Source organism: Campylobacter sp. LH-2024 (genome assembly GCF_048270605.1).
GTDB lineage: Bacteria > Campylobacterota > Campylobacteria > Campylobacterales > Campylobacteraceae > Campylobacter_D > Campylobacter_D molothri.
The window spans coordinates 103,687-125,557 of the sequence record NZ_CP168139.1; the positions used below are offsets into that span (position 1 = coordinate 103,687).

The 21,871-nt window shown below is 28.3% G+C and carries 25 protein-coding genes and 1 tRNA gene; 9 read left to right on the top strand and 17 right to left on the bottom strand.

The window, feature by feature from the left end; genetic code table 11:
• Nucleotide 1: 1 nt before the first annotated feature.
• From moaA to mqnP, 4 genes are read right to left on the bottom strand one after another with little or no spacing between them, the layout of a single operon-like run.
• Nucleotides 2–964, bottom strand: coding sequence for a GTP 3',8-cyclase MoaA (moaA, locus tag ACD570_RS00585; RefSeq protein WP_337199274.1), 963 nt, complete (start codon nucleotides 962–964; stop codon nucleotides 2–4).
• Between the two features lie 15 nt (nucleotides 965–979).
• A complete protein-coding gene (locus tag ACD570_RS00590; protein WP_200279728.1) occupies nucleotides 980–1,498 on the bottom strand; it encodes a DUF6115 domain-containing protein in 519 nt (172 codons plus the stop codon).
• Nucleotides 1,495–1,995, bottom strand: coding sequence for a hypothetical protein (locus ACD570_RS00595; protein ID WP_200279726.1), 501 nt, complete (start codon nucleotides 1,993–1,995; stop codon nucleotides 1,495–1,497). The genes ACD570_RS00590 and ACD570_RS00595 overlap by 4 nt, the downstream gene beginning before the upstream one ends.
• A complete protein-coding gene (mqnP, locus tag ACD570_RS00600) occupies nucleotides 1,986–2,870 on the bottom strand; it encodes a menaquinone biosynthesis prenyltransferase MqnP (protein ID WP_200279723.1) in 885 nt (294 codons plus the stop codon). Before mqnP ends, ACD570_RS00595 begins: the two co-directional genes overlap by 10 nt.
• Nucleotides 2,871–2,940: 70 nt before the next feature.
• Between mqnP and miaA the strand changes: the two genes are divergently transcribed.
• A complete protein-coding gene (gene miaA, locus ACD570_RS00605; RefSeq protein WP_374260637.1) occupies nucleotides 2,941–3,804 on the top strand; it encodes a tRNA (adenosine(37)-N6)-dimethylallyltransferase MiaA in 864 nt (287 codons plus the stop codon).
• On the opposite strand, the gene ACD570_RS00610 is transcribed toward miaA, so the two are convergent.
• A complete protein-coding gene (locus tag ACD570_RS00610; protein ID WP_200279717.1) occupies nucleotides 3,794–4,360 on the bottom strand; it encodes a manganese efflux pump MntP family protein in 567 nt (188 codons plus the stop codon). The genes miaA and ACD570_RS00610 overlap by 11 nt on opposite strands.
• A 129-nt stretch (nucleotides 4,361–4,489) precedes the next feature.
• Between ACD570_RS00610 and ACD570_RS00615 the strand changes: the two genes are divergently transcribed.
• Nucleotides 4,490–4,564: transfer RNA gene (locus ACD570_RS00615), tRNA-Glu, on the top strand.
• A gap of 116 nt (nucleotides 4,565–4,680) precedes the next feature.
• Nucleotides 4,681–5,319 carry a superoxide dismutase [Fe] gene (gene sodB / locus ACD570_RS00620; RefSeq protein WP_337196820.1) on the top strand — a complete coding sequence of 213 codons (639 nt, stop codon included), beginning with the start codon at nucleotides 4,681–4,683 and terminating at the stop codon, nucleotides 5,317–5,319.
• An 11-nt stretch (nucleotides 5,320–5,330) separates the two neighbouring features.
• Here sodB and ACD570_RS00625 read toward each other — a convergent pair whose 3' ends face one another.
• Nucleotides 5,331–5,525, bottom strand: a complete 195-nt coding sequence (locus ACD570_RS00625) for a hypothetical protein (protein ID WP_337202334.1) — start codon at nucleotides 5,523–5,525, stop codon at nucleotides 5,331–5,333.
• 382 nt (nucleotides 5,526–5,907) lie between these two features.
• Between ACD570_RS00625 and ACD570_RS00630 the strand changes: the two genes are divergently transcribed.
• Nucleotides 5,908–6,111, top strand: coding sequence for a hypothetical protein (locus ACD570_RS00630; protein ID WP_337204955.1), 204 nt, complete (start codon nucleotides 5,908–5,910; stop codon nucleotides 6,109–6,111).
• Nucleotides 6,062–6,598, top strand: a complete 537-nt coding sequence (locus tag ACD570_RS00635; RefSeq protein WP_417904305.1) for a methyltransferase — start codon at nucleotides 6,062–6,064, stop codon at nucleotides 6,596–6,598. The genes ACD570_RS00630 and ACD570_RS00635 overlap by 50 nt, the downstream gene beginning before the upstream one ends.
• A gap of 12 nt (nucleotides 6,599–6,610) precedes the next feature.
• Here ACD570_RS00635 and ACD570_RS00640 read toward each other — a convergent pair whose 3' ends face one another.
• A complete protein-coding gene (locus ACD570_RS00640; RefSeq protein WP_200279708.1) occupies nucleotides 6,611–7,816 on the bottom strand; it encodes a saccharopine dehydrogenase family protein in 1,206 nt (401 codons plus the stop codon).
• A 91-nt stretch (nucleotides 7,817–7,907) separates the two neighbouring features.
• Between ACD570_RS00640 and ACD570_RS00645 the strand changes: the two genes are divergently transcribed.
• Nucleotides 7,908–9,410: a putative transporter gene (locus ACD570_RS00645; RefSeq protein WP_417904306.1), complete on the top strand. Its 1,503-nt coding sequence runs from the start codon at nucleotides 7,908–7,910 to the stop codon at nucleotides 9,408–9,410.
• Between the two features lie 63 nt (nucleotides 9,411–9,473).
• Nucleotides 9,474–10,841 (top strand): hemolysin family protein, encoded by a 1,368-nt coding sequence (locus tag ACD570_RS00650; RefSeq protein ID WP_200279702.1) that lies wholly within the window; start codon nucleotides 9,474–9,476, stop codon nucleotides 10,839–10,841.
• Here ACD570_RS00650 and ACD570_RS00655 read toward each other — a convergent pair whose 3' ends face one another.
• The 10 genes from ACD570_RS00655 to tig are packed head-to-tail and all read right to left on the bottom strand — an operon-like array spanning nucleotide 10,842 to nucleotide 19,529.
• The gene (locus ACD570_RS00655; RefSeq protein WP_239820203.1) at nucleotides 10,842–12,026 is read right to left on the bottom strand and encodes a metallophosphoesterase family protein; all 1,185 of its coding nucleotides are present in this window, start codon (nucleotides 12,024–12,026) and stop codon (nucleotides 10,842–10,844) included.
• A gap of 8 nt (nucleotides 12,027–12,034) precedes the next feature.
• A complete protein-coding gene (locus tag ACD570_RS00660) occupies nucleotides 12,035–12,244 on the bottom strand; it encodes an alkylphosphonate utilization protein (RefSeq protein WP_417904307.1) in 210 nt (69 codons plus the stop codon).
• Nucleotides 12,237–12,956 carry a TerC family protein gene (locus tag ACD570_RS00665; protein ID WP_337199978.1) on the bottom strand — a complete coding sequence of 240 codons (720 nt, stop codon included), beginning with the start codon at nucleotides 12,954–12,956 and terminating at the stop codon, nucleotides 12,237–12,239. The genes ACD570_RS00660 and ACD570_RS00665 overlap by 8 nt, the downstream gene beginning before the upstream one ends.
• A 12-nt stretch (nucleotides 12,957–12,968) precedes the next feature.
• Complete coding sequence (purN, locus tag ACD570_RS00670; protein WP_239820200.1) at nucleotides 12,969–13,538, bottom strand: phosphoribosylglycinamide formyltransferase; 570 nt, start codon at nucleotides 13,536–13,538, stop codon at nucleotides 12,969–12,971.
• Nucleotides 13,529–14,884 (bottom strand): NAD(P)H-hydrate dehydratase, encoded by a 1,356-nt coding sequence (locus tag ACD570_RS00675; protein WP_200279687.1) that lies wholly within the window; start codon nucleotides 14,882–14,884, stop codon nucleotides 13,529–13,531. The genes purN and ACD570_RS00675 overlap by 10 nt, the downstream gene beginning before the upstream one ends.
• The gene (locus ACD570_RS00680; protein ID WP_200279685.1) at nucleotides 14,868–15,566 is read right to left on the bottom strand and encodes an NYN domain-containing protein; all 699 of its coding nucleotides are present in this window, start codon (nucleotides 15,564–15,566) and stop codon (nucleotides 14,868–14,870) included. The genes ACD570_RS00675 and ACD570_RS00680 overlap by 17 nt, the downstream gene beginning before the upstream one ends.
• Before the next feature lie 2 nt (nucleotides 15,567–15,568).
• Entirely contained in the window at nucleotides 15,569–17,074 is a 1,506-nt protein-coding gene (locus tag ACD570_RS00685) for a YifB family Mg chelatase-like AAA ATPase (RefSeq protein ID WP_337207619.1), read from the bottom strand.
• Nucleotides 17,071–17,598, bottom strand: a complete 528-nt coding sequence (gene def, locus ACD570_RS00690; protein WP_239820197.1) for a peptide deformylase — start codon at nucleotides 17,596–17,598, stop codon at nucleotides 17,071–17,073. Before def ends, ACD570_RS00685 begins: the two co-directional genes overlap by 4 nt.
• A gap of 21 nt (nucleotides 17,599–17,619) precedes the next feature.
• Nucleotides 17,620–18,204, bottom strand: a complete 585-nt coding sequence (clpP, locus tag ACD570_RS00695; RefSeq protein WP_200279676.1) for an ATP-dependent Clp endopeptidase proteolytic subunit ClpP — start codon at nucleotides 18,202–18,204, stop codon at nucleotides 17,620–17,622.
• Nucleotides 18,204–19,529 (bottom strand): trigger factor, encoded by a 1,326-nt coding sequence (gene tig, locus ACD570_RS00700; RefSeq protein WP_200279674.1) that lies wholly within the window; start codon nucleotides 19,527–19,529, stop codon nucleotides 18,204–18,206. The genes clpP and tig overlap by 1 nt, the downstream gene beginning before the upstream one ends.
• Before the next feature lie 129 nt (nucleotides 19,530–19,658).
• Here tig and folE point away from each other — a divergent pair, with 129 nt between their 5' ends.
• Together folE and fliI are read left to right on the top strand one after the other, a co-directional pair.
• Entirely contained in the window at nucleotides 19,659–20,231 is a 573-nt protein-coding gene (gene folE, locus ACD570_RS00705; RefSeq protein WP_200279671.1) for a GTP cyclohydrolase I FolE, read from the top strand.
• Nucleotides 20,232–21,599 (top strand): flagellar protein export ATPase FliI, encoded by a 1,368-nt coding sequence (gene fliI / locus ACD570_RS00710; protein ID WP_200279668.1) that lies wholly within the window; start codon nucleotides 20,232–20,234, stop codon nucleotides 21,597–21,599. It begins immediately after the preceding gene.
• Nucleotides 21,600–21,871 lie beyond the last annotated feature (272 nt).

The window sequence follows — 21,871 nt, forward strand, 5'->3', positions numbered from 1 at the left end:
TTTAACCCCCGGTTTGATAAAAGGCACGCATTGAAGTCTCATTATCTACAACACTCCATTTATTTTTTTCAGGCTTATTACGTAAAACTTCTTGTAAAATTTCTACAGCAGCTTTAACATCACCTTTTTTAATTGCTTCTTTGATGCTCAAAGCTTCATCAAAATAAAGACAAGGTATTAAATGTCCTTCAGCACTAAGACGGATACGATTACAAGAATCACAAAATTCATGACTGTGTGGATCTATAATCCCAAATTCATAACCATTAGCACTATAAAGACTCACTGGAGCTTTTTCTGCTTTTTTAATCAGTTTTATATCATATTTTTGACTTAAAATTTGAATGATTTCATCTCTTTTTAAACCTTGTAACTTACCATAGGCATGAGTATTTTCCATAAATTCTATAAAACGAATTTGCATATTTTTAGATTTAGCAAATTCTAAAAGAGCTATAAGCTCATTATCATTTAAATTTTTAAGTGCAACGGTATTTAATTTAACTTTTAATCCGACATTTAAAGCCTCTTCAATTCCAGCTAAAACACTCGATAAAACATCTTTTTGTGCTAATTTTTTTGCCTTTTTTTCATCCAAAGTATCTAGAGAAACATTTAAGCGTTTTAATCCTGCATTTTTAAGATCTTTAGCAAAATCTTTTAATAAAAATCCATTAGTTGTAATAGCCAAATCAAGCTCTTTTTTATAATCATGAATCATTTTGATAAAAATGCTTAAATCTTTACGTAATAAAGGTTCACCTCCAGTGATACGAATTTTTTCAATTCCTTCATCAATGGCTGCTTTTACAAATAAAAAAAGTTCTTCAAAACTCAACAAATTTTCTTTTGGTTGGTGATTAAATGGAATTTTTGGCATACAATAAAGACAACGAAAATTGCATCGTTGTGTTACTGAAATTCTAAGATAATTAATTTTTCTACCAAATTGGTCTATTAGCATTAAAACCCCTAAATATCATTTTATAAGCTGTTTAAATTTTAAAACAAGTTCGACATTTCCAATTCCTATTCTTAAGTCTTTGGCAATTTGCTCTATAGTTTTTCCTTCTTTAAACAGATCAATAATTTTTTGCTCTTCTGTATCATAATTTGGAGTAAGCTTGGTCATACTTTGTGCTTTTTGTTCTAAATTTAAAAGACGATTTTGTTGTTCATTTTGAAAATCTTCTATAATATGCTCCATCGTTTTAAGAGTTCTTAAAACAGGAGTGATTTTAGCGCTGATTTGTTTTTCAAGTTCAATTTGCATTTCTTCCTTTAAAAGTGTGATTTTGTAGTCTTCTTCATCATTTTCACCTTCTTCTTTTACTCCAAGCTCTTTACGAAAATAATGCATTTCCTTAGTTATATCCTCTATCACTCCTTGAAGTTTTGCAAGCTTTGTATTATTTTCTCTTTCTTTAATATTAATATAAGCTAACATTGCAACTAAAAGCACAAATACAAAAACTAAATAAATCACATCATTACTCATAATTCTAGCTCCTTTTTATTCCTAATCATATCTCTTTGTACCTCAACTACAAAGGCATCAAATGCTGTTTTATCTTCAGGTTTAATCTTAATAATTTGTGCTAAAGTTTGACTTTTAGCTTTTGCAAAAAGCGCCATTTTTTGATTATTAAGACTAAACCTTATATAATATTCTTTATCAATTTCTAAAATATTTTCTAAAAAATTAAGATGTTCAAAATTTAAAGATTCTACAATAGCTTTTTGTTTTAAAGGTATAAATTTTTCATTCTTATTTATAGCACTTTCAACTCTTAAAATATCTTCTTTTAAACTTAAAATTAAATCAAAAATTATTTTTTCTCCATCGCTAAAATCGATACGAGTTGCCATTTTTTTCCATTTTGAAAGTTGTGAAATAGCCCCTAATTTAAGATATTCTTGTAAAAAATAATTATCTTCTATTTTGCAACTTTCTAATTCAGCTTCAAATCCGGCTTTAAATAATTTTAATTCCATAATAAATCAACCAAAATAAAAATAAAAAATATCATACTCAAATAACCATTTAAAGTAAAAAATGCCTTATTAATATGATTAAAATTATTGCGAACAATTTTATGTTCAAAAAGTAAAATGACAGCACAAACACATATACCTAATAATGAAATATATCCTAAAGCTATACCCCAAACTTGCCAGACAAAAAGCAACCAAAATAACACCGCTAAAATATGAAAAAAGGCAGAAATTAACAAAGTTGCTTTAGCTCCAAATTGTGCAGGAATTGAAAAAAGTCCTGTTTTTTTATCATAATCCATATCTTGTAAAGAGTAAAGTAAATCAAAACCAGCAGTCCAAAAAGTAACACTTAAACACAAAATAACACTATAAATATGAATTTTGCCCATCACGATAACACTTCCAGCTATAGGTGCCAAACCTAAACAAAAACCTAAAACCAAATGCACTAAAGAGCTAAAACGCTTAAAAGCAGAGTAAATTGCTAAAATAAAAAGCACTGGCAAAGAAAGATAAAAAGCCAAAGTATTGATAAAATAAGAACAAAGTATAAAAATCAAAGCATTTACAATAATAAATAACCAAATACTTTTTTTACCAATTTTTCCACTTATATTAGGGCGATTAGCACAACGTGGATTATCTTTATCTATATCTTCATCCATTAAACGATTGCTTGCCATGGCAAAATTTCTAGCACTCACAGCACAAATAATACCTAAAATTAAAGCCTTAAAACCAAACCAAGCTGTATCATTTGCAAGTTTTGAGCCTACAATCATAGATGAAAATAAAAAAGGTAAGGCAAAAATAGAATGCTTAAATACAATGAGTTCTAAAATATCTTTAAATTTTGTCCAAAATAAATTCATTTTTCCGCTTTAAAAATTTTTGCTATGATTTTACTCAAATTTTAATAAATTTTAGGATAAATTTATCGTTATGTTTTTTGAAATAGCTATTATTGGAACAACTGCGAGCGGAAAAACTCATCTAGCTAATTTATTGGCCAAAAATTTTGATGCAGTTATTTTAAGCCTTGATAGTCTTTGTGTATACAAAGAAATTAATATTGCAAGTGCTAAACCGTCCAAAGAAGAACTCGAAAATTTTCATTATTTTGGCATAAATTTAATCAGCGTTAATGAACATTTTAATGTAGATTTATTTATTAAAGAGTATCAAAAAGCTAAAGAATTTGCCAAGCTAAAGAATTTGCCTTTAATTATAACAGGTGGAACTGGATTTTATTTAAAAACTATGATAGATGGTCTAAGTCAAAAAATAGAAGAAATAAAAACTGATCTAAGTAACGATGAAATTTACTCTTTAATATGTAAAATTGATCCTGATTTTAAAATAGAAAAAAACGACACCTATCGTTTGAGAAAATGGTTAAGCATCTATGAAATCACAAAAGAAATTCCAAGTATTTTTTTAAAACAAACTCGCAAGCAAGGAATTTTAAAAAATATAGAAATTTATGAAATTATTTGGGAGCGTAATTTGTTAAGGGATCGTATAAAAATAAGAACTGAAAAAATGCTTAAAAATGGTCTTTTAGAAGAAGCTAAAGAACTTTTTTCTAAATTTCATCATGATGCTAAAGCTTTAAATTGTATAGGTCTAAAAGAATGCAAAGAATATTTAAATGGCAAAATTTCTCTTAATGAACTTGAAAATTTAATCACAACACACACTGCACAACTTGCCAAACGACAAAGAACTTTTAACAAAAAATTTCAAAGTGTATCTTTAAATTTTAATGAAGCTTTCGAGTTTTTAAAACAAAAATTTATGCATTAAAAAATAAATGCTCGATTAAAATTTTCACACCCAAAATAATTAAAACAGCTCCTCCTAAAAATTCAGCTTTATTTTTTAAGAAAACTCCAAATTTATTACCTATTTTTAAAGCTAAAATACAAAATACAAAAGTAATAAAACCGATAAATAAAACTGCTATAAATAAGGGAGTTTCTAAAAATGCAAAGCTAATTCCAACCGCTAAAGCATCAATGCTGGTTGCAATAGCTAAAGAAAACATGATTTTAAAATTAAATTGATTGGCATTAATATCACAATCTTCGTTTTCAAATGCTTCTTTAATCATTTTTATTCCAATAAAGCCAAGCAAAATAAATGCTATCCAATGATCAATACTTGCTACAAAAGATGCAAAACTTAAACCAATAATATAACCAAAAACAGGCATTAAAGCTTGAAAACCGCCAAAATAAGCACCTACAATACAATAATGTTTTAAATTTAATCTCTTAACACTAAATCCTTTGCATAAAGAAACTGCAAAAGCATCCATTGCTAAAGCACAAGAGAGTAAAATAAGACTCAAATAATCCATAAAAACTCCAAAAAAAATGAAATTATAATCAAAAAATATTAATTTTTTCATATAAAAAATAATTTTAATGAATATTTAAGAATTAAAAATATATAATTTCGCTTTATTAATTTTTAAAATACAAAAAAAGGCCCATTCGTCTAGCGGTTAGGACATCGCCCTTTCACGGCGGTAACACGAGTTCGAGTCTCGTATGGGTCACCACTATAAATCTTTCAAAAATTAACCTAAAAAATATTTTTCATAAAAGCTTATTAAATTACTTTATTTTATGATTTTTTATGCTACAATTTTTTACCAAAAATAAAAAAGGAGAAAATATGTTTGAATTAAGAAAACTACCTTATGATATCAATGCTTTTGGCGATTTTTTAAGTGCTGAGACGTTTAATTATCATTATGGGAAACATCATAATACTTACGTAACCAATTTAAATAATCTTATAAAAGAAACTGAATTTGCCAACAAAGATCTTGTAAGTATTATCAAATCATCAAATGGTGGAATTTTTAATAATGCAGCTCAAGTTTATAATCATGATTTTTATTTTGATTGCATTACTCCTAATGCCTGTGAGGCAAAAGGGGATTTAAAAGCAGCCTTAGAAAAAGAATTTGGTTCTTTAGATAATTTTAAAGCTGAATTTATTAAAGGTGCTACTGGTCTTTTTGGATCTGGATGGTTTTGGCTTGTTTATAATAGCAAAAATCAAAAACTAGAATTAGTTGCGACTTCAAATGCTGCTACTCCTATCACTGAAGATAAAATTCCTTTACTTGTAGTAGATGTTTGGGAACATGCTTATTACGTTGATCATCGCAATGCCCGTCCTGCTTATTTAGAAAAATTCTATGCTCATATTAATTGGGATTTTGTATCAAAAGCTTATGAATGGGCTCTAAAAGAAGGAATTAATTCTATTAGCTTTTACGCTAATGAACTTCATCCGGTAAAATAATTTATTCCGCTTTATGCGGAATAATTAAAATTTAAAATTCCATTCTCTTTATCTGTTTTTCTTATAATTTCTAACAATTTACCGCATCCATTTATAGTCCCAAATTTCCCATATTTGAATACTTTATCAATTTTAAATTTACCTTCATCTAAGATACCCAAAACTTTGCATTTTTCATGATTAGGAATTATATCAGTGATTTTCACAGAATCCACCAAATAAGTAATTTTTAAAAATTTTGATTTTGAATGAAAGATATGGATTATATTGTTCAAAAGTTTCAATTTAAATAGGAGGTTTTTCTCCGCAACCTAAAAAAAATAATACTAAAATATACTTTAAGTCTTTTTATAAAAAACTTCCTTTCTCATTTAATAAATAAAAAAACATAAAACAAATATACTTAAAAATCTACAATAATAGATTAAAGATAAAAAATGACTCAAGATGAAATTGAAATTTCTAATTTTTAAAAACATTAAAGTCTAAATCAAAAATATTTATTTGCTAGCATCTTTATTTTAAGGTTATAATTTTTATTTTATTTGTATAATATTAAACTTTACATCTAAATATAAAGGAGAAATTATGGATAATTCTTTATCTGCTTATACTCAAAAATATGAAAAAGAGGGTTATGGATTACAATATCCTGATGGTCATGTTATAAGATTTTACGAAAGAATTTTAAAATACAAACTCAATAAAACAAGTGGAAATTTACTAGATTTTGGTTGTGGCAATGGTGTGCATTCTAAATATCTTCAAGATATTACTGGGGGGGGGGTATAAGGCTTATGGCTTAGATATAGTTCCTAGTTTAAAAGAAATTTGGGAAAGAGATCCTAAATTAAACTCTAATAATTTTCATGTTATTACTCCTAATTCAAGCATAAAAAATCTTTTTAATGTAAAAATGGATTTAATTTTAGCCAATCAAAGTCTTTATTATCTTCCTTTTGAAAGCTTTAAACAAACTGTTCAAGAATTGTATGATATTTGCAATAAAGGTGCTATCATCTTTGCAACTATGATGAGCGATAAAGGTTATAGTATGTATGAAAGAGGAGAAATCATGGAAAATGGCCTATGTGAAGTCAAAGAATGTCCAAGTGGTAGATTAAGTGGATCTTCTTTTATTCGCTTCACTAAAGATATTGAAGAATTAAAAGAAGAATTTAAGCCTTTTAAACCTTTATTTTGGGGTGATTATGAACTTATCAATCTTTACAATTTTGAAGGAAGTGTCCAACATTTCATTTATATAGGACAAAAGTAAGTGATTTTACACTTACTCTCCTAAACTTGGCGTCATTTCGATAATTTTCCAAGGAAGCCCGCTAGAATTAAGCTCATCCATGAAAGGCTTAGCATCAAATTCTTCCATATTAAACACGCCTTTACCTTGCCAAATTCCTTTAGCAATGAGTTTAGTCCCTATCATTGCTGGAACTCCTGTAGTATAACTTACAGCTTGTGCGCCAGTTTCTTTATAACATTCTTCATGATTACAAACATTATAAATATAAATTTGCTTATCTTTGCCATCTTTTATTCCACGTATTACACAACCTATATTTGTATAACCTTTAGTTCTTGGTCCCAAGCTTGCAGGATCTGGCAATAAAGTCTTTAAAAATTCTATAGGAATAATTTCTTTTCCTTGATGCATTATAGGTTTAATTCCAAGCATTCCAACGTTTTCAAGACATTTCATATGAGTAAGATAACTTTGGCCAAAGGTCATAAAAAATCGAATTCTTTTAAGCCCTTTAATATTTTTAACTAAACTTTCAAGTTCTTCATGATAAAGCAAATAACTATCTTTAACCCCAATTTCTGGATAATCCCACTCCATTTTTATTTGCATAGGCTCTGTTTCTATCCATTGTCCATTTTCCCAATAACGCCCTTTAGCTGATACCTCACGTAGATTAATTTCAGGATTAAAATTAGTTGCAAAAGCATAACCATGATCGCCTGCATTACAATCTAAAATATCAATATAATGAATTTCATCAAACAAATTTTGTTGCGCATAAGCACAAAAAACATTGGTAACTCCAGGATCAAATCCACTTCCTAATAGTCCTAAAATTCCAACTTCTTTAAATTTTTCATTTCTTGCCCATTGTTCTTTATACTCAAATTTGGCCAAATCAGGATGTTCGTAGTTTGCCGTATCTATATAATGAATTCCTGCTTTTATACAAGCATCCATTAAACTTAAATCTTGATAAGGTAGAGCAACATTAAGTAAAATTTGCGCCCCAGTTTTTTTAATAAGCTCTACAACTGCATTACTATCATCAGCATCAATATGAGCAGTTTCAATGTGCACTCCTAAACGTTCTTTAATAAAAGTGGCAATTTCGTCACATTTGCTTTTAGTTCTACTAGCTAAAGTGATTTTAGAAAAAGTATCAGAATTCATCGCACATTTTACGGTAGCTACGCGGCTAACTCCTCCTGCACCTATGATTAAAAGATTTTTCATTATTTATTCCTTTAATAAGCTAAATGCCGTATTATATCATTTTTTACCTTGCTAAAGTAGAATATCAAAATATAATTAAATAAGGGGATTAATGTTTTGTTCTTTTTTTGCTTCTAAAAAATGGGCTTTATGGGCTTATTTAGGACTCTTTTTGCTTTTGCTTTTTTTATATCTTCAAACAAGTTTTAATGTAGCGCTTAATTCTTGGTATAATGACTTTTATAATGCTATACAAAAACCAAAAATTAATGCTATTATTTTAAATTTTGACGAAGCAAAATTTAAACAAAATTTTAAAATCACACCTTCTTTACTTAGAGAACTTCATATTAACTCTAAAGATTATAATCAAAGTCTTATATATGAAAAAGCTAAAGCTAAAAAAATTCAAGAAATTCAAAATGAAAACAAACAAAGACAAGATATTGAGGCTATGCAAAATTCATCCTATATTGACAAAGATATTTTTAAGCAAATTATTACAATTTTAAAAGATCAAAAATCCTATAAAGAACAAAATTCAACTCGAATTTCTCAAGAAATTAAAGATAAAAATATTTTAAAACAAAATTTATCTCTAGATCAAATTAATTCAGTGGTACAAAGCATTATCAAAGCTAACGAACAGGCTCAAAATTCTTTTGAAAATGCGAATTTTATTAATAAATTGGCAATTTATTATTATCAAACCCTATTGCAACATTTTCTTTATACACCCGCAATACTTGAGAAACCTTTCTATGATTTGCAAGATTTTTATTCACTCATTTTTGTTTTTTTAGGAATTGCTATCCCTTATGTTATTATTGCAACAATCAATATTTATTTCGCGAGTATTTATGCTTTTAAATGGCGAGAAGCTATGACTTTTTCTTATTTAAAATTTTGGAAAAATAAAGATGATAATATCGAAGGAAGTTCTCAAAGAATTCAAGAAGATGTTTATAATTTTTCCAAAATTGTAGAAAGCCTTGGACTTTCATTTGTAAAAGCCTTGATGACTCTTGTGGCTTTTATTCCTATTTTATGGAATTTAAGCGATTTAGCTACTAAAGCATTATTTTTCAATTTAAATGAAAATTCAAGTTTATATTTTTTAAAAAATATAGATGGCTTGCTCGTTTATGTTGCTCTTTTTATTTCTTTAGGCGGCTTGATAGCCTCTTGGTTTGTAGGGATTAAACTTCCAAGCTTAGAATATAACAATCAAAAATCAGAAGCAGCTTTTAGAAAAGAATTGGTCTATGCAGAAGATAATCGAAAAGAATTTGCAAAAAACGAAACCATAATAGAACTTTTTACTGGACTTAAATTTAATTACAAAAGGCTTTTTTTACATTATGGTTATTTTAATATTTGGCTAATTTTATTTGAGCAAATCATTGTTATTATTCCTTTTTTAATCATGGCTCCAAGTCTTTTTGGAGGTATTATAACACTTGGAATTGTAATGCAGATAAATAATACGTTTGATCAGGTAAGAAGTTCTTTTAGTGTTTTTATTACAAATTGGACAACTATTACTCAACTTAGAAGTATTTATAAACGTTTAAAAGAATTTCAAATCAGCATAGATTATAAAATAAAAAATTAAGCAAAAATTTTACTTTTAATTGTGTATAATTAAATATTTTATTTTAATTTATAAGGAGTTTCATTGGACCCCAGTCAGGTTTTTGATTTAAATCAAACTTTACCTTCTTCATCTTTTGATTTAGGATATTCTATATTTATGGTTTTTGTTGCATTATTTTTAGTGCTTTTAAATGGATTTTTTGTTTTATCTGAATTTAGTATTGTAAAAGTAAGACGAACAAAAATCGAAGAAATGATTAAAGAAAAAAAACCAGGTGCCAAAAAGGCATTAGAAGTTACTTCTAAACTTGATACTTATCTTAGCGCTTGTCAATTAGGTATAACTTTAAGTTCCCTTGCTTTGGGTTGGATCGGTGAACCAGCAATTGCAAAAATGCTTGAATCTGCTTTATTAAAACTAGGTTTTAATGCTGTTTTTATCCATACTATTTCTTTTATTATTGCTTTTAGCATTATCACTCTCTTGCATGTGGTTTTAGGAGAGCTTGTACCAAAATCTATAGCTATAGCTATAGCTGATAAAGCAGTACTTTGGATAGCCAGACCTCTAAATTGGTTTTGGATATTGTTTTTGCCTTTTATTAAAATTTTTGATTTTCTAGCGGCAATTAATTTAAAAATTTTTGGAATTAAACCTGCTAAAGAAAGTGAATTAACCCATAGCGAAGAAGAAATTAAAATCATTGCAAGCGAAAGTCAAAAAGGCGGTATTTTAGACGAATTTGAAACTGAAATTATCCGCAATGCAGTTGATTTTTCAGATACAGTTGCAAAAGAAATTATGACACCACGTAAAGATATGATTTGTTTAAATAAGCAAAAAACTTATGAAGAAAATATGCAAATTATTTGTGATCATAAACACACACGTTTTCCTTATATAGATGGTTCTAAAGATAGTATTTTAGGGATGATTCATATACGTGATATAGTTCAAAATGAACTTAATTCTAAAGATAAAAATTTAGACTCTTTTGTTAAACCTCTTATTTTAGTTCCTGAAAACATCAGTATTTCAAAAGTTTTAGTAAGAATGAATAAAGAAAGATCCCATACTGCACTTGTTGTTGATGAATATGGTGGCACTGCTGGAATTTTAACCGTAGAAGATATTATGGAAGAAATTATTGGTGAAATTAAAAACGAAAATGAAGAAGATAGCTATAAAAAACTCGCTGAAAATATTTATGAATTTCAAGGACGTTGTGATATAGAAACGGTTGAAGAGATGCTTTTAATTAGCTACGATGAAGATCTTGAACAAGTAACTATAGGGGGTTATGTTTTTAATTTATTAGGTCGTTTACCGGTAGTAGGTGATCGTATTGAGGATGAATTGTGCTATTATGAAGTTAAAAAAATGGATGGCAATTCCATAGAACGAGTTAAAATTGTAAAAAAAACTGGCAATGAAGAAGAGATAGATTAACTATTTCTTCTTGTAAATATTATTTTTTATTTCTATGCATTTAAATCCTTGCTTATTTAAGGTTACAACACGCAAATATCCCCCAGCATCAATTTTTCCTTCACATAAAAAAACACGCTTTGCAATTTGAGTTGGTAGTTTTTCTCTGTTTCTGTGTCCGAAAATTTGATAAATATTTTCTTTATTTAAATTGCAAAACTGATTAGCGATGCTTTGACTATTTTCATAATGTCCAACTCCATAAATAAAATCATAACTTGGCATAAAGCTAATCTGAGAAGGATTAGAAGGTAAAACATCCACACCCCCATGAGAACAAAAAATTAATTTATCTTCGAATTTATAGTACAAACATTCTTTTAAATAAGGATAAAATTTCTGTGCATCATTTGGAGTGAGTTTTTCTTTTCTAAAATCTTTTAATGTATTTTCATTAAATTCCTTGGAATTGGCAAATTCTCCATTTGCCCAATTTATAAGATATTTTTCATGATTTCCTTCTAGTAAACACACATTTTCTTTTTCACAAATTTTTAATAAAAATTTTAAAACCTTACCATTTTCTATGCCTCTATTGATATAATCTCCTAAGAAAATATAATACTCATCTTCCTTAATCTTTTTAATATATTCTCTTAAAACGCTATAGCATCCTTGGATATCTCCTATATGATGAATTTTTTTATAATTGCTTAAATTAGGAACCTTATAAAGACATTCCCTCCAATTATCTGGAGCTAAAATTGGATACTTTTTAGGAATTTTCTCTAGTAAAAAATGCATTCTCTCTAAAAGATCATAAGGAATTAAAAAGCCTTTTTCTTTAGCTTTTTGTATATTTTTTTTAAAGCATTGCTCTAAAGAACTTTTAAATTCTACAATATAAATTGAGTAACGATACTTATTTGCTAATTCTTTATAGTTTTTTAAGATTTGATCATATGTATTAACAACACAAAATTCACCTTTTTGCATACGTAATTCTAAAAGAGTGAATAAAATTTTATAAAGTTGAGTATCATCTTTAGTGTTTAAATTTCTATATTCACTCGGAATTTCTTTCACACTTCCAGAAAGAGAGCGAAAAAAATTCAAATCGAGTGTAAAATCTTGCAATTGATTTTCAATGATAAATTCTTCTTGTCCTGCATAATAATTTCCTCGCAGTATGAGCAAAATTCGCAATTTTTTACCTAAATCTTCTTTAAAAATTCTGTTTTAAGAACAATGGTTCCAAATTTATCTACTTTTGCTTCAATTTCATTATCTTTTGAGCTTAATTTAATATTTTTTATTGTTGTTCCTCTTTTTAAAGTAGTACTAGCCCCTTTTACTTTAAGATCTTTAATCACATTTACATTATCTCCTAAATTTAATTCAACTCCATTAACATCTTTAGGCATTTTTTTCCTTTCTTTGATCTAAAATATTTAACATTTGCACAATTAAAGCAAAAATCATGGCAACATAAACATAAGCTTTATTTATATGTATATCAAAACCTTCAGCTACTAACACACCCCCGATTAATACTAAAAATGTAAGTGCTAAAATTTTTATACTAGCATATTTTTCAACAAAATTAGCAATGGGTTTAGAAGCAAAAAGCATTACCCCTACGGCAAAAATTACTGCTATAATCATAATCGTAACATCTTTAGCAATTCCTACAGCTGTAATTACACTATCTAAAGAAAATACTATATCTATAACTGCTATTTCAGCTATAACTACCCATAATTTATTGCTTGCCTTAAATTGACTTTCATTTTCTTCTTTGTGCAGAATTTGATCTTTAATTTCTTTCATTGATTTTACAATCAAAAAAAGTCCACCAAGTAAAAGTACCAAATCTCTACCAGAAATTTCATTACCCACGATATCAAATAAAGGTTTTGTAAGTTTCATAACCCAAAAAAGCGATAAAAGAAGTAAAATTCTTGTTATCATTGCAAAAGCAAGACCTAAAATACGACCCTTATCCCGAGATTTTGGAGGTAATTTAGCTACCAAAATAGCTAAAAAAATGATATTATCGATCCCAAGCACAATTTCAAGCGCTGTTAAGGTAATCAAAACAATCCAAGAATCAAAGTTAAAAATCCATTCAAACATTATTTTTCCTTATTAAGATTCAAATATTTTTATCACACTATCAGGTAAAATCTCATACTCTAAATCATGAATTTTTTTTTCAAATTCACTAAAATTCATTTCTTCTTTTTCAAAAGCTTTTTGTGAAATGATTTTTCCACCATCAAGTTCTTCATTAACCCAATGCACACTCACTCCAGCTACCTTCATGTCACTCTTAAAACTCTCCTTTATGGCATGAGCTCCTTTAAAAAGTGGGAGTAAGGAAGGGTGAAGATTAATTGCTTTAATATTTTTTGTAAAAATAGGACTTAAAATTCTCATAAATCCAGCTAATATTGTCAAATCTGCTCCACTTTGCTGAATTTTTTCTACCAAAACTTGATCAAATTCTTCTCTAGAAGAAAAATTTTCATGCTCAACAATCACACTTTCAAGTCCATATTTTTTAGCTCTTTGTATACCAAAGGCATTTTTTTTATTACAAAGACAAAGTACTACTTCATAAGTATTACCTCTTATGGTTTTTTGGTGAAGTTTTTCTAAAATATTTTCTAAATTACTTCCGTTTCCGCTAAAAAGAATTGCTAATTTTACAAGCATTTTAATCCTTTTATAAGTTTAATTGCATCAAAGCTATTTTTGTTAAATTTATATTTTTTAGCAACTAGAGCATGGGCTAAACAAGCATTTTTAGCCGCCTTTAAAGCTTTAAATTTAGCCCCTAAAAGTGTAGCTATCATTCCACTTAAAACATCCCCACTTCCACCTTTTGCCAAAGCTTCATTGCCTAGATTAATTACAAATATTTTTTCTTTTTGTATTACAATAGGATTTGCCCCTTTAAGAACTAAAACACAATTATAATTTTTAGCAAATTTTTTGGCATAAAAGAAACGATTTTTCTGTAAATTTTCCACACTCAACTCTTCATCAAAGCACATTTTCCAAAGTCTTGTAAATTCTTTAGGATGTGGAGTAATTACAACATCTTCTCTATTTAAATACCACAAAATTGCTTCGCTTAAAAAACAATTGGCATCTAATACCAAAGGAATATTTTGCAATATTTCATCTTTTAAAAAATCCAAATTTTCAAGCCCCATACCCAAAGCTATAGCTGTGGCTTCTTTTGAAATTTTTCGCTTTAGCATTAACAGAGGAGAGAAAGTTTTTTTAGCAACTAAAGATACAAGTCCGCTCCCAAAATTAAGCGCTCCAAGTCCTGCTAAAGTTCCTGCACTTGAATTTCCAACTATATAAACATGACCAAATTTGCCTTTGTTAGAATTTACATTTCTTTTGATCGTTTTTAGATCTTTTTTTTCCAAAAGATTGCATTGACTAGGGGCAAATTTTTTCATATTTACACCCAAATTTAAAAGTTTTATTTTCCCTACAAATTCTTTAGTAAAATCTTCTAATAAAATTTCTTTTAGGGCACCCATACAAACTGTAATATCAGCTTTAAAACAAGGATTAAAATTTAAATTTGTAGGAATATCGCAAGCTATTTTTAAAGCTTTACTTTTATTGATTTTTTCCAACAATAAACAATACTTTTCATCTAAAGCCCTATTAGAACCTGTACCTAAAATACAATCAACAATAATTTTAAATTTATGAATTTTAGGTTCTTTTTTTATCATCTTAAAGCCAAAATTGATTAAAATTTGCTCTTGCTGTTTAAATGTATCATTTTCCCTAAGACCCAATTTATAAGCTTTAACTTTTTTAAGATGTCTTATAGCAACAAGCCCATCTGCTGCATTATTGCCACCACCTAATAAAAATAAAATTTCAGAATTTTTAACTCCTAATTTTTTAGCTTTTTGTGAAACAAACCTTGCCAAAGCTGTGCCAGCGTTTTCCATTAAGATAGTTTCGCTTAAGCCTTTATTTATAGCATTTTGTTCTAAAAGTCGTATATTATCAGTAATAGCTTTCATCGTCTTTGGCCACTAAAAAATAAATATTTTTTTCTCTTTTTTCTTTAAATTTTTTCATCTTGGATAAAAATTTTTGTATCAAAGCACGAAAATTTTTAAATCCATAATTTTGAGGATTAAAATCAGAATATTTTCTATTCATATTGGTGCGAATTTGAGCATATTCTGCACGACCTTTTTCATCAATAAGTTGTTCTGTTATATTGACTAAAGTCCTTAAATAATCACTGCTTAAAACAGTTTTTTTCTTATTTTCATTTTGATCTAGATAAAAGAATTCGCTAAAGGCATTCACATAAGATTGAATTGATTTTTCAAGCCCCATTCCAATAACTTGCTTTTTATTTTCTCTAAGTTTTTGAATGAGTGAAGTATAATCACTATCACTTGAAACAATTACAAAAATATCAATATTTTTCTCATAAAATATACTCATGATTTCTGTAATCAAATACATATCACTAGAATTTTTATTGGCTGCAAAATTAAATTGTTGCATAGCAATGAGCGAATATTGCGCAATTTGCTCTTTCCAATTTTGGATACTTTTTTGGGTCCAATCTCCATAAATTCGCTTGATAATAATCTCTCCATAATCTGAAGCAATATCAAAAATACTTTGAGCATATTTTGCAGGAATATTTTCCGCATCAATAAAAATAGCTATGCTTTTATTTTCCATCATTAACCTCTTATTCTGAAGCTTAAAGTTTCTAAAATATGACTTTTATTAATAATTTCTTTTTCTTGTAAATCCGCTATACTTCTTGAAACTTTTAAAACTTTATTAACAGATCTTAAAGAAAGGTTATAGCGAGAAATTGCTAAATCAAGTGTTTCTTTAGCATCTTTTTCCAAGGGGCAAAAATTTTGCAAATCTTCATCCTTTAATTTTCCATTAAATTCTTTTTGTCCTCGTTTTTTTCCAAAAATAAAACCTTGCAAAATTTTTTCACTCATTTCTTTTGAAGTCATACTTGCTTTATCATCTTTGCTAATTTCATCCATAGCAACATACAAATCAATACGATCCATCACAGCAGATGAAATATGGTTTTTGTATTTTTTAATTTCATTATCTGTACAAGTGCAAGATAAATTTTTCGAAAATAAATTAGCACAAGGGCAAGGATTTTGTGCTGCAACAAAACTAAATTTTGTTTCATAAGTAGTCTTAGAATTTACTCTTGAAATATGAATTTTATAATCCTCTAAAGGCTCTCTTAGACTTTCTATGATTTGTTTATTAAAATGCGGAAATTCATCAAAAAATAAAACCCCTCCATTTGCAAGCGCTACTTCTCCAATTTTAGCATTTTTAGCACCACCCCCAAAAATACTTGCCCTAGTAGAAGTGTGATGTGGATGACGAAAAGCCCTTGTCTTAGCAAATTCACATTCTTTAGAATTTAAAGACATATAAGCATTTTGTATTAACACTTCACTTAAGCTTTGAGGAGGCATAATATAAACTAAGCGTTTTGCACACATACTTTTTCCACTCCCAGGACTCCCCTCAAAAAGTATATTATGCATTCCAAGTGCAGCAATCATACAAGCTTTTTTAGCCTTCTCTTGCCCTTTTACGTCTTTAAAATCTAAATCAAACTGATTATTAGAGATAAAAATTTCACCATTGATTTTTAAAGGATTGTTAAATAAGGGATGATTTTGTAAAAATTTAAATTTTTCATAATTCTTTTCTTTAAAAAATTCAATTGCCTCGTTCAAATTTTCAAGTCCATAAATCTCTAAATTAGGAATCATAGACGCTTTTAAAGCTATGCTTTTTGGGACAACAACTTTAGCATGATTTACTTTAGTAGATAAAAATAAAAGGAGAGAAAAAAGTTCATTTGTACTTTTTATACTTCCATCAAGTCCTAATTCTCCTACTACAAAGAAATCATCTAATTCTTCATTTTGAAGTAAAATAAGTATAGCAATAGCTAAATCAAAATGCGATCCTTTTTTAGGAATTCCTGATGGGCTTAAATTGATAGTAATTTTCTTAGCTGGAAATACAAAATCGCAACTTAAAAGTGTCGCTTTTATACGTTCAATGCTTTCTTTTATCGCTGTATTTGCAAGTCCTACTATACTTAAATTAGGCAAACCTCTTGTAAAGGTTGATTCTACATCAATAATATCTAAATTTTCATCATAACTGATGCATTTTAATTTTTTCATTTAATTTTTTTTTGATTTTTCAATTTCTTTTTAAAATCTTTATCAAATTTTTGTCTTTTTAAAAAAGAAATTTTTTCTATAAATAAATGACCATTTAAATGATCATTTTCATGCTGAATGGCTACAGCTAAGAAATCTTTAGCTTCTAATTCTTTGTGTTCTCCAAAACGATCTTGATATTTTAACAAAATATGATTATAGCGCCGTACTTCTTCAAAAAAATCAGGAATACTCAAGCAACCCTCAGTATAGACAATTGTTTCTTCGCTTAAAGGTATAATCTCAGGATTAATGATTTCAAGCAAATCTTCTTTTTTTTGCTCTCCGTTTTCATCTAGAATATTAACCAATAAGACTCTTAAGGGGATATCAACCTGTATGGCAGCTAAACCTACTCCTTGACTTGCAATCATTGTTTCATACATATCATCAAGCAAATGATGTAAATTTGAATCAAATTCTATAACAGGTTCTGATTTTAAAAATAATCTCGGATTAGGATAAGTAATAATCTTTCTAACCATAAAATGCTATCACCTTAAAAATTACTTAAAACTTTTTTCTAAAACCTTATCGATTAAACCATATTCTTTAGCTTCTTGCGCCGACATAAAAAAATCTCTTTCTGTATCTTTAGCTATTTTAGCAACTTTTTGCTTAGTATTTTCAGCCAAAATATCATTAAGTATAGTCTTAAGTCTTAAAATTTCTTTAGCTTGAATTTCTATATCTGTTGCTTGTCCTCTAGCACCACCTAAAGGCTGATGAATCATAATTCTTGAATTAGGTAATGCAAAACGTTTGCCTTTTGCACCGCAACTTAATAGAAATGCCCCCATAGAAGCTGCTTGACCTATGCAAATAGTACATACATCCGGTTTGATGTAATTCATAGTATCATAAATACTAAAACCGCTTGTAATCACTCCACCTGGAGAGTTAATATAAAGGTAAATATCTTTTTGTGGATCTTCGGCCTCTAAAAAAAGAAGTTGAGCTACAATTGAAGCCGCAAGTTCATCATGAATTTCACCGCTAAGCATTACGATTCTATCCTTTAGAAGTCTAGAATAGATATCATAACTTCTTTCTCCACGACTTGATTTTTCAATAACATAAGGAATAACCATTATTTATCCTCTTTTTGTTTTTTACTCGATTTTTCTGTTTTTGGCATAAAAATATCATTAAAAAGTTTTTCTTCAACCAAAGCCATTTTTACAGCTGGTAAAGCTCCTTGTTTTTTATAATTATCCAAATGTTCTTTTGGATTCATTCCATAACGATATGCCTCAAAATAAATTGCTTGAACAAGTTCTTGATCGCTTACTTCTATATTTCGAATTTTTGCAAGTTCATCAATAATAAAAGTTAATTTTACGCTTTTTTGTGCTTCTTCTTTAAAAGAATCACGTTTTTCTTGATATTTTTCCTTATCAGCTTTAATCTCTTCAATTTCTTTTTCGCTAAAAGTATTAAATGCTGCACGGAATTGCATGTCTGTTTCTTGCTCTACTATACCACGCGGTAAATCAAAATTATATTCCGCAATTAAAGCATCTGCAAATTTAGCTTTTAACTCATCATTTACAAGTTTAAATAATTTTTCATTTTTAATTTGCTCTTTTAATTTTTCCTCTAAAAGCTCTACGCTAGGTTTTTCTTCGTTTGGTAAAAGTTTTTTAATCATTTCTTCATCAAGTTCTGGCATTTTAAGTTCTTGAATTTCATGAAGCTTTACTTTAAATACTGCATCTTTTCCTGCTAAATGAGAGGCGCCGTATTCTTTAGGAAAGGTAACATTAATATCTTTTTCTTCTCCTATTTTCATTCCTACCATACCTTCTTCAAAACCTGGTATAAATTGTTTAGAACCTATTTCTAAAATATAGTTTTCAGCTTTTCCACCATCAAAAGGCTTTTCATCCACAAAACCTTCAAAATCAAATTTGGCAAAATCTCCTTCTTTTAAAGCTCTTTTTGTTTTAATAGCTTCAGGAGTTGCAAATCTTTTTAATAGTTCTTCTTTTTTTTCATCAATTTCTTTTTTTGTAACCTTAGGGGTTTGATATTCTGGGATAAGCTTTTCATAACCATCTAGCTTAAGAACTGGTTTGAAAGAAAGTGCTAATTCTGCAATGATTTCTCCATTTTGACGATCAAATTTTTCAAAATAAGGCTCACCAACAAGCTCTTTGGCTTCTTTTTTTAACTCTTTTAAAGCATTATCTACAGCAGATTTAAAAAGATTTTGTTCTGCATCTTGAGTCAATTCTTTTTCATATCTTTTAAGCACAGCTGCGACTGGAACTTTTCCTGGTCTAAAACCATCCATTTTTATATTTTTAGAAGCTTTTTTTGCTAAATTTTCTACTTCACTTTTAATCATTCCCGAAGGAATTTTTACACTAGCAGTCGCATTTACAGAATCTAATTGCTTTGCTTTTACTTCCATGATTATTTTTCCTTACAAAATAAAATTTAGCTTTAATAATAGCAAATTTTTCCTTATTACTTGCATAAAATTTTAAAGCAATTTATGATAAAATGATAAAAATTAAAATAAACCTTTATGGAGATAATTTTGCAAAAAGAATTTGAAAAATGTATAGCAACTATACTTAAATCCGTAGGAGAAAATCCTAATAGAGAAGGATTATTAAAAACTCCTAATCGTGTTTTTAAAGCTTTTCAATTTTTAACTAAAGGTTATCATGAAAATATTAAAGATATTTTAAATAATGCCCTATTTGAAAGCTCTAATAATGAAATGGTTTTAGTCCGTGATATAGAATTTTATAGCCTTTGCGAACATCATCTTTTACCATTTTTTGGACGTGTTCATGTAGCTTACATTCCTGATCAAAAAGTTGTAGGTTTAAGTAAAATTCCTCGTTTGGTAGAAATTTTTGCAAGACGTTTACAAATTCAAGAACAACTTACAGAACAAATTGCTGATGCACTTATGGAAAATGTTAATGCAAAAGGGGTAGGAGTTGTTATAGAAGCACGCCATATGTGTGTAGAAATGCGTGGAGTTCAAAAAGTTAATTCTACTACTTCTACTTCAGCTCTTAGAGGATTATTCTTAAAAAATGAAAAAACACGTAAAGAATTTTTTGAACTTATCAATTCTCCCAAACAGGTTCGTTTTTAAATGAATTTAGAAAAACTTCGATCTAAACTCGGTAAAGAAAATTTAAGTGCCGTTTTTGGAGAGATTACAAAAATATCAGCTACTAGTATAGAAATTCGAGGACTTAAAACAGGGGTTGGAGATATTGTCAAACTTGTTTCTAATGAAAATCCAAATTTAAATACTCTAGCTATGGTTGTAGAAATAAAAGAGCAATTTAGTTATTTAAGTCCTTTTAGTTTTATCGAAGGTTTTAAAATTGGCGATCGTGCTTTTATTAGTGATGCTGGAATGCAAATAGGAGTGAGTGATGAACTTTTAGGGCGTGTAGTTGATCCTTTTATGCGCCCTAAAGATGGAAAAGCTCCTATTGAAGTGAGTAAATATATGCCCATTATGCGTGCTCCTATTGATGCAATGAAAAGAGGTTTAATTGAAGAAGTTTTCCCTGTAGGTGTTAAAACTATTGATGCTTTATTAACTTGCGGAGTAGGACAAAAATTAGGTATTTTCGCAGGAAGTGGAGTGGGAAAATCTACTCTTATGGGTATGATAGTTAAAAATTCAAAAGCTCCTATAAAAGTGGTAGCTCTAATCGGTGAAAGGGGTCGTGAAATTCCTGAGTTTATTCAAAAAAATTTAGGTGGAAAACTTGACGATACTGTTATTATCGTAGCAACGAGTGATGATAGTGCTTTGATGCGTAAATATGGTGCATTTTGTGCTATGAGTGTAGCAGAATACTTCAAAGAACAAGGTAAAGATGTTCTTTTTATTATGGATAGTGTAACACGTTTTGCCATGGCTCAAAGAGAAATAGGACTTGCCCTAGGAGAACCTCCTACAACCAAAGGATATCCGCCTAGTGTTTTAAGCCTTTTGCCACAATTGATGGAAAGAACCGGAAAGGAAGAGGGAAAAGGCACCATAACAGCCTTTTTTACTGTTTTGGTAGATGGGGATGATATGAGTGATCCTATTGCAGATCAAAGCAGATCGATTTTAGATGGACACATAGTTTTGAGTCGAGAACTTACTGATTTTGGAATTTATCCCCCTATTAATATACAAAATTCAGCTTCAAGGGTTATGGGAGATATCATCACACCCGAACACAAACTCTTAGCAAGAAAATTTAAAAGATTAAATTCTTTATTAAAAGAAAATGAAGTTTTGCTTCGTATTGGTGCTTATCAAAAAGGAAGCGACAGAGAACTTGATGAAGCTATTGCTAAAAAAGATTTTATGCAAAAATTTTTAGGACAAAATCCTGAAGAAAGTTTTGAATTTGATGAAACTATAAAACTTTTAGAACAAATCGATTCAACTCCTCAAAATACAAATATGGGTAGTATGAATGCTGTTTTACCAAATCCAAATCAATCCTAAATAATAAATTTTCTAAAACTTTTTACTTTAAATTATTCTCAAAAATTAAAAATATTAATACGAAAAATAAATTTTTAAAAATTTTTTATCATTAAAAGCAACAAAAAATAAATAATTTAATTTAAAAAATTTAATATAAATTTTTTAAATATGATGAATATTTTATGAGTATTTTTGTAACATTTTTTAATATCAATTTTTGATTTTTAATAAATTTTATTTATTTTTAATTTTTACTTTTTATATAATTAAGAGTTAATATATCTTATTTG

Bases quoted from the DNA above. Each gene is read 5' to 3' on its own strand.
- moaA (WP_337199274.1), bottom strand. From the start codon at position 964: ATGCTAATAGACCAATTTGGTAGAAAAATTAATTATCTTAGAATTTCA.
- ACD570_RS00590 (WP_200279728.1), bottom strand. From the start codon at position 1,498: ATGAGTAATGATGTGATTTATTTAGTTTTTGTATTTGTGCTTTTAGTT.
- ACD570_RS00595 (WP_200279726.1), bottom strand. From the start codon at position 1,995: ATGGAATTAAAATTATTTAAAGCCGGATTTGAAGCTGAATTAGAAAGT.
- mqnP (WP_200279723.1), bottom strand. From the start codon at position 2,870: ATGAATTTATTTTGGACAAAATTTAAAGATATTTTAGAACTCATTGTA.
- miaA (WP_374260637.1), top strand. From the start codon at position 2,941: ATGTTTTTTGAAATAGCTATTATTGGAACAACTGCGAGCGGAAAAACT.
- ACD570_RS00610 (WP_200279717.1), bottom strand. From the start codon at position 4,360: ATGGATTATTTGAGTCTTATTTTACTCTCTTGTGCTTTAGCAATGGAT.
- sodB (WP_337196820.1), top strand. From the start codon at position 4,681: ATGTTTGAATTAAGAAAACTACCTTATGATATCAATGCTTTTGGCGAT.
- ACD570_RS00630 (WP_337204955.1), top strand. From the start codon at position 5,908: ATGGATAATTCTTTATCTGCTTATACTCAAAAATATGAAAAAGAGGGT.
- ACD570_RS00635 (WP_417904305.1), top strand. From the start codon at position 6,062: ATGGTGTGCATTCTAAATATCTTCAAGATATTACTGGGGGGGGGGTAT.
- ACD570_RS00640 (WP_200279708.1), bottom strand. From the start codon at position 7,816: ATGAAAAATCTTTTAATCATAGGTGCAGGAGGAGTTAGCCGCGTAGCT.
- ACD570_RS00645 (WP_417904306.1), top strand. From the start codon at position 7,908: ATGTTTTGTTCTTTTTTTGCTTCTAAAAAATGGGCTTTATGGGCTTAT.
- ACD570_RS00660 (WP_417904307.1), bottom strand. From the start codon at position 12,244: ATGCCTAAAGATGTTAATGGAGTTGAATTAAATTTAGGAGATAATGTA.
- ACD570_RS00665 (WP_337199978.1), bottom strand. From the start codon at position 12,956: ATGTTTGAATGGATTTTTAACTTTGATTCTTGGATTGTTTTGATTACC.
- purN (WP_239820200.1), bottom strand. From the start codon at position 13,538: ATGCTTGTAAAATTAGCAATTCTTTTTAGCGGAAACGGAAGTAATTTA.
- ACD570_RS00675 (WP_200279687.1), bottom strand. From the start codon at position 14,884: ATGAAAGCTATTACTGATAATATACGACTTTTAGAACAAAATGCTATA.
- ACD570_RS00680 (WP_200279685.1), bottom strand. From the start codon at position 15,566: ATGGAAAATAAAAGCATAGCTATTTTTATTGATGCGGAAAATATTCCT.
- ACD570_RS00685 (WP_337207619.1), bottom strand. From the start codon at position 17,074: ATGAAAAAATTAAAATGCATCAGTTATGATGAAAATTTAGATATTATT.
- def (WP_239820197.1), bottom strand. From the start codon at position 17,598: ATGGTTAGAAAGATTATTACTTATCCTAATCCGAGATTATTTTTAAAA.
- clpP (WP_200279676.1), bottom strand. From the start codon at position 18,204: ATGGTTATTCCTTATGTTATTGAAAAATCAAGTCGTGGAGAAAGAAGT.
- tig (WP_200279674.1), bottom strand. From the start codon at position 19,529: ATGGAAGTAAAAGCAAAGCAATTAGATTCTGTAAATGCGACTGCTAGT.
- fliI (WP_200279668.1), top strand. From the start codon at position 20,232: ATGAATTTAGAAAAACTTCGATCTAAACTCGGTAAAGAAAATTTAAGT.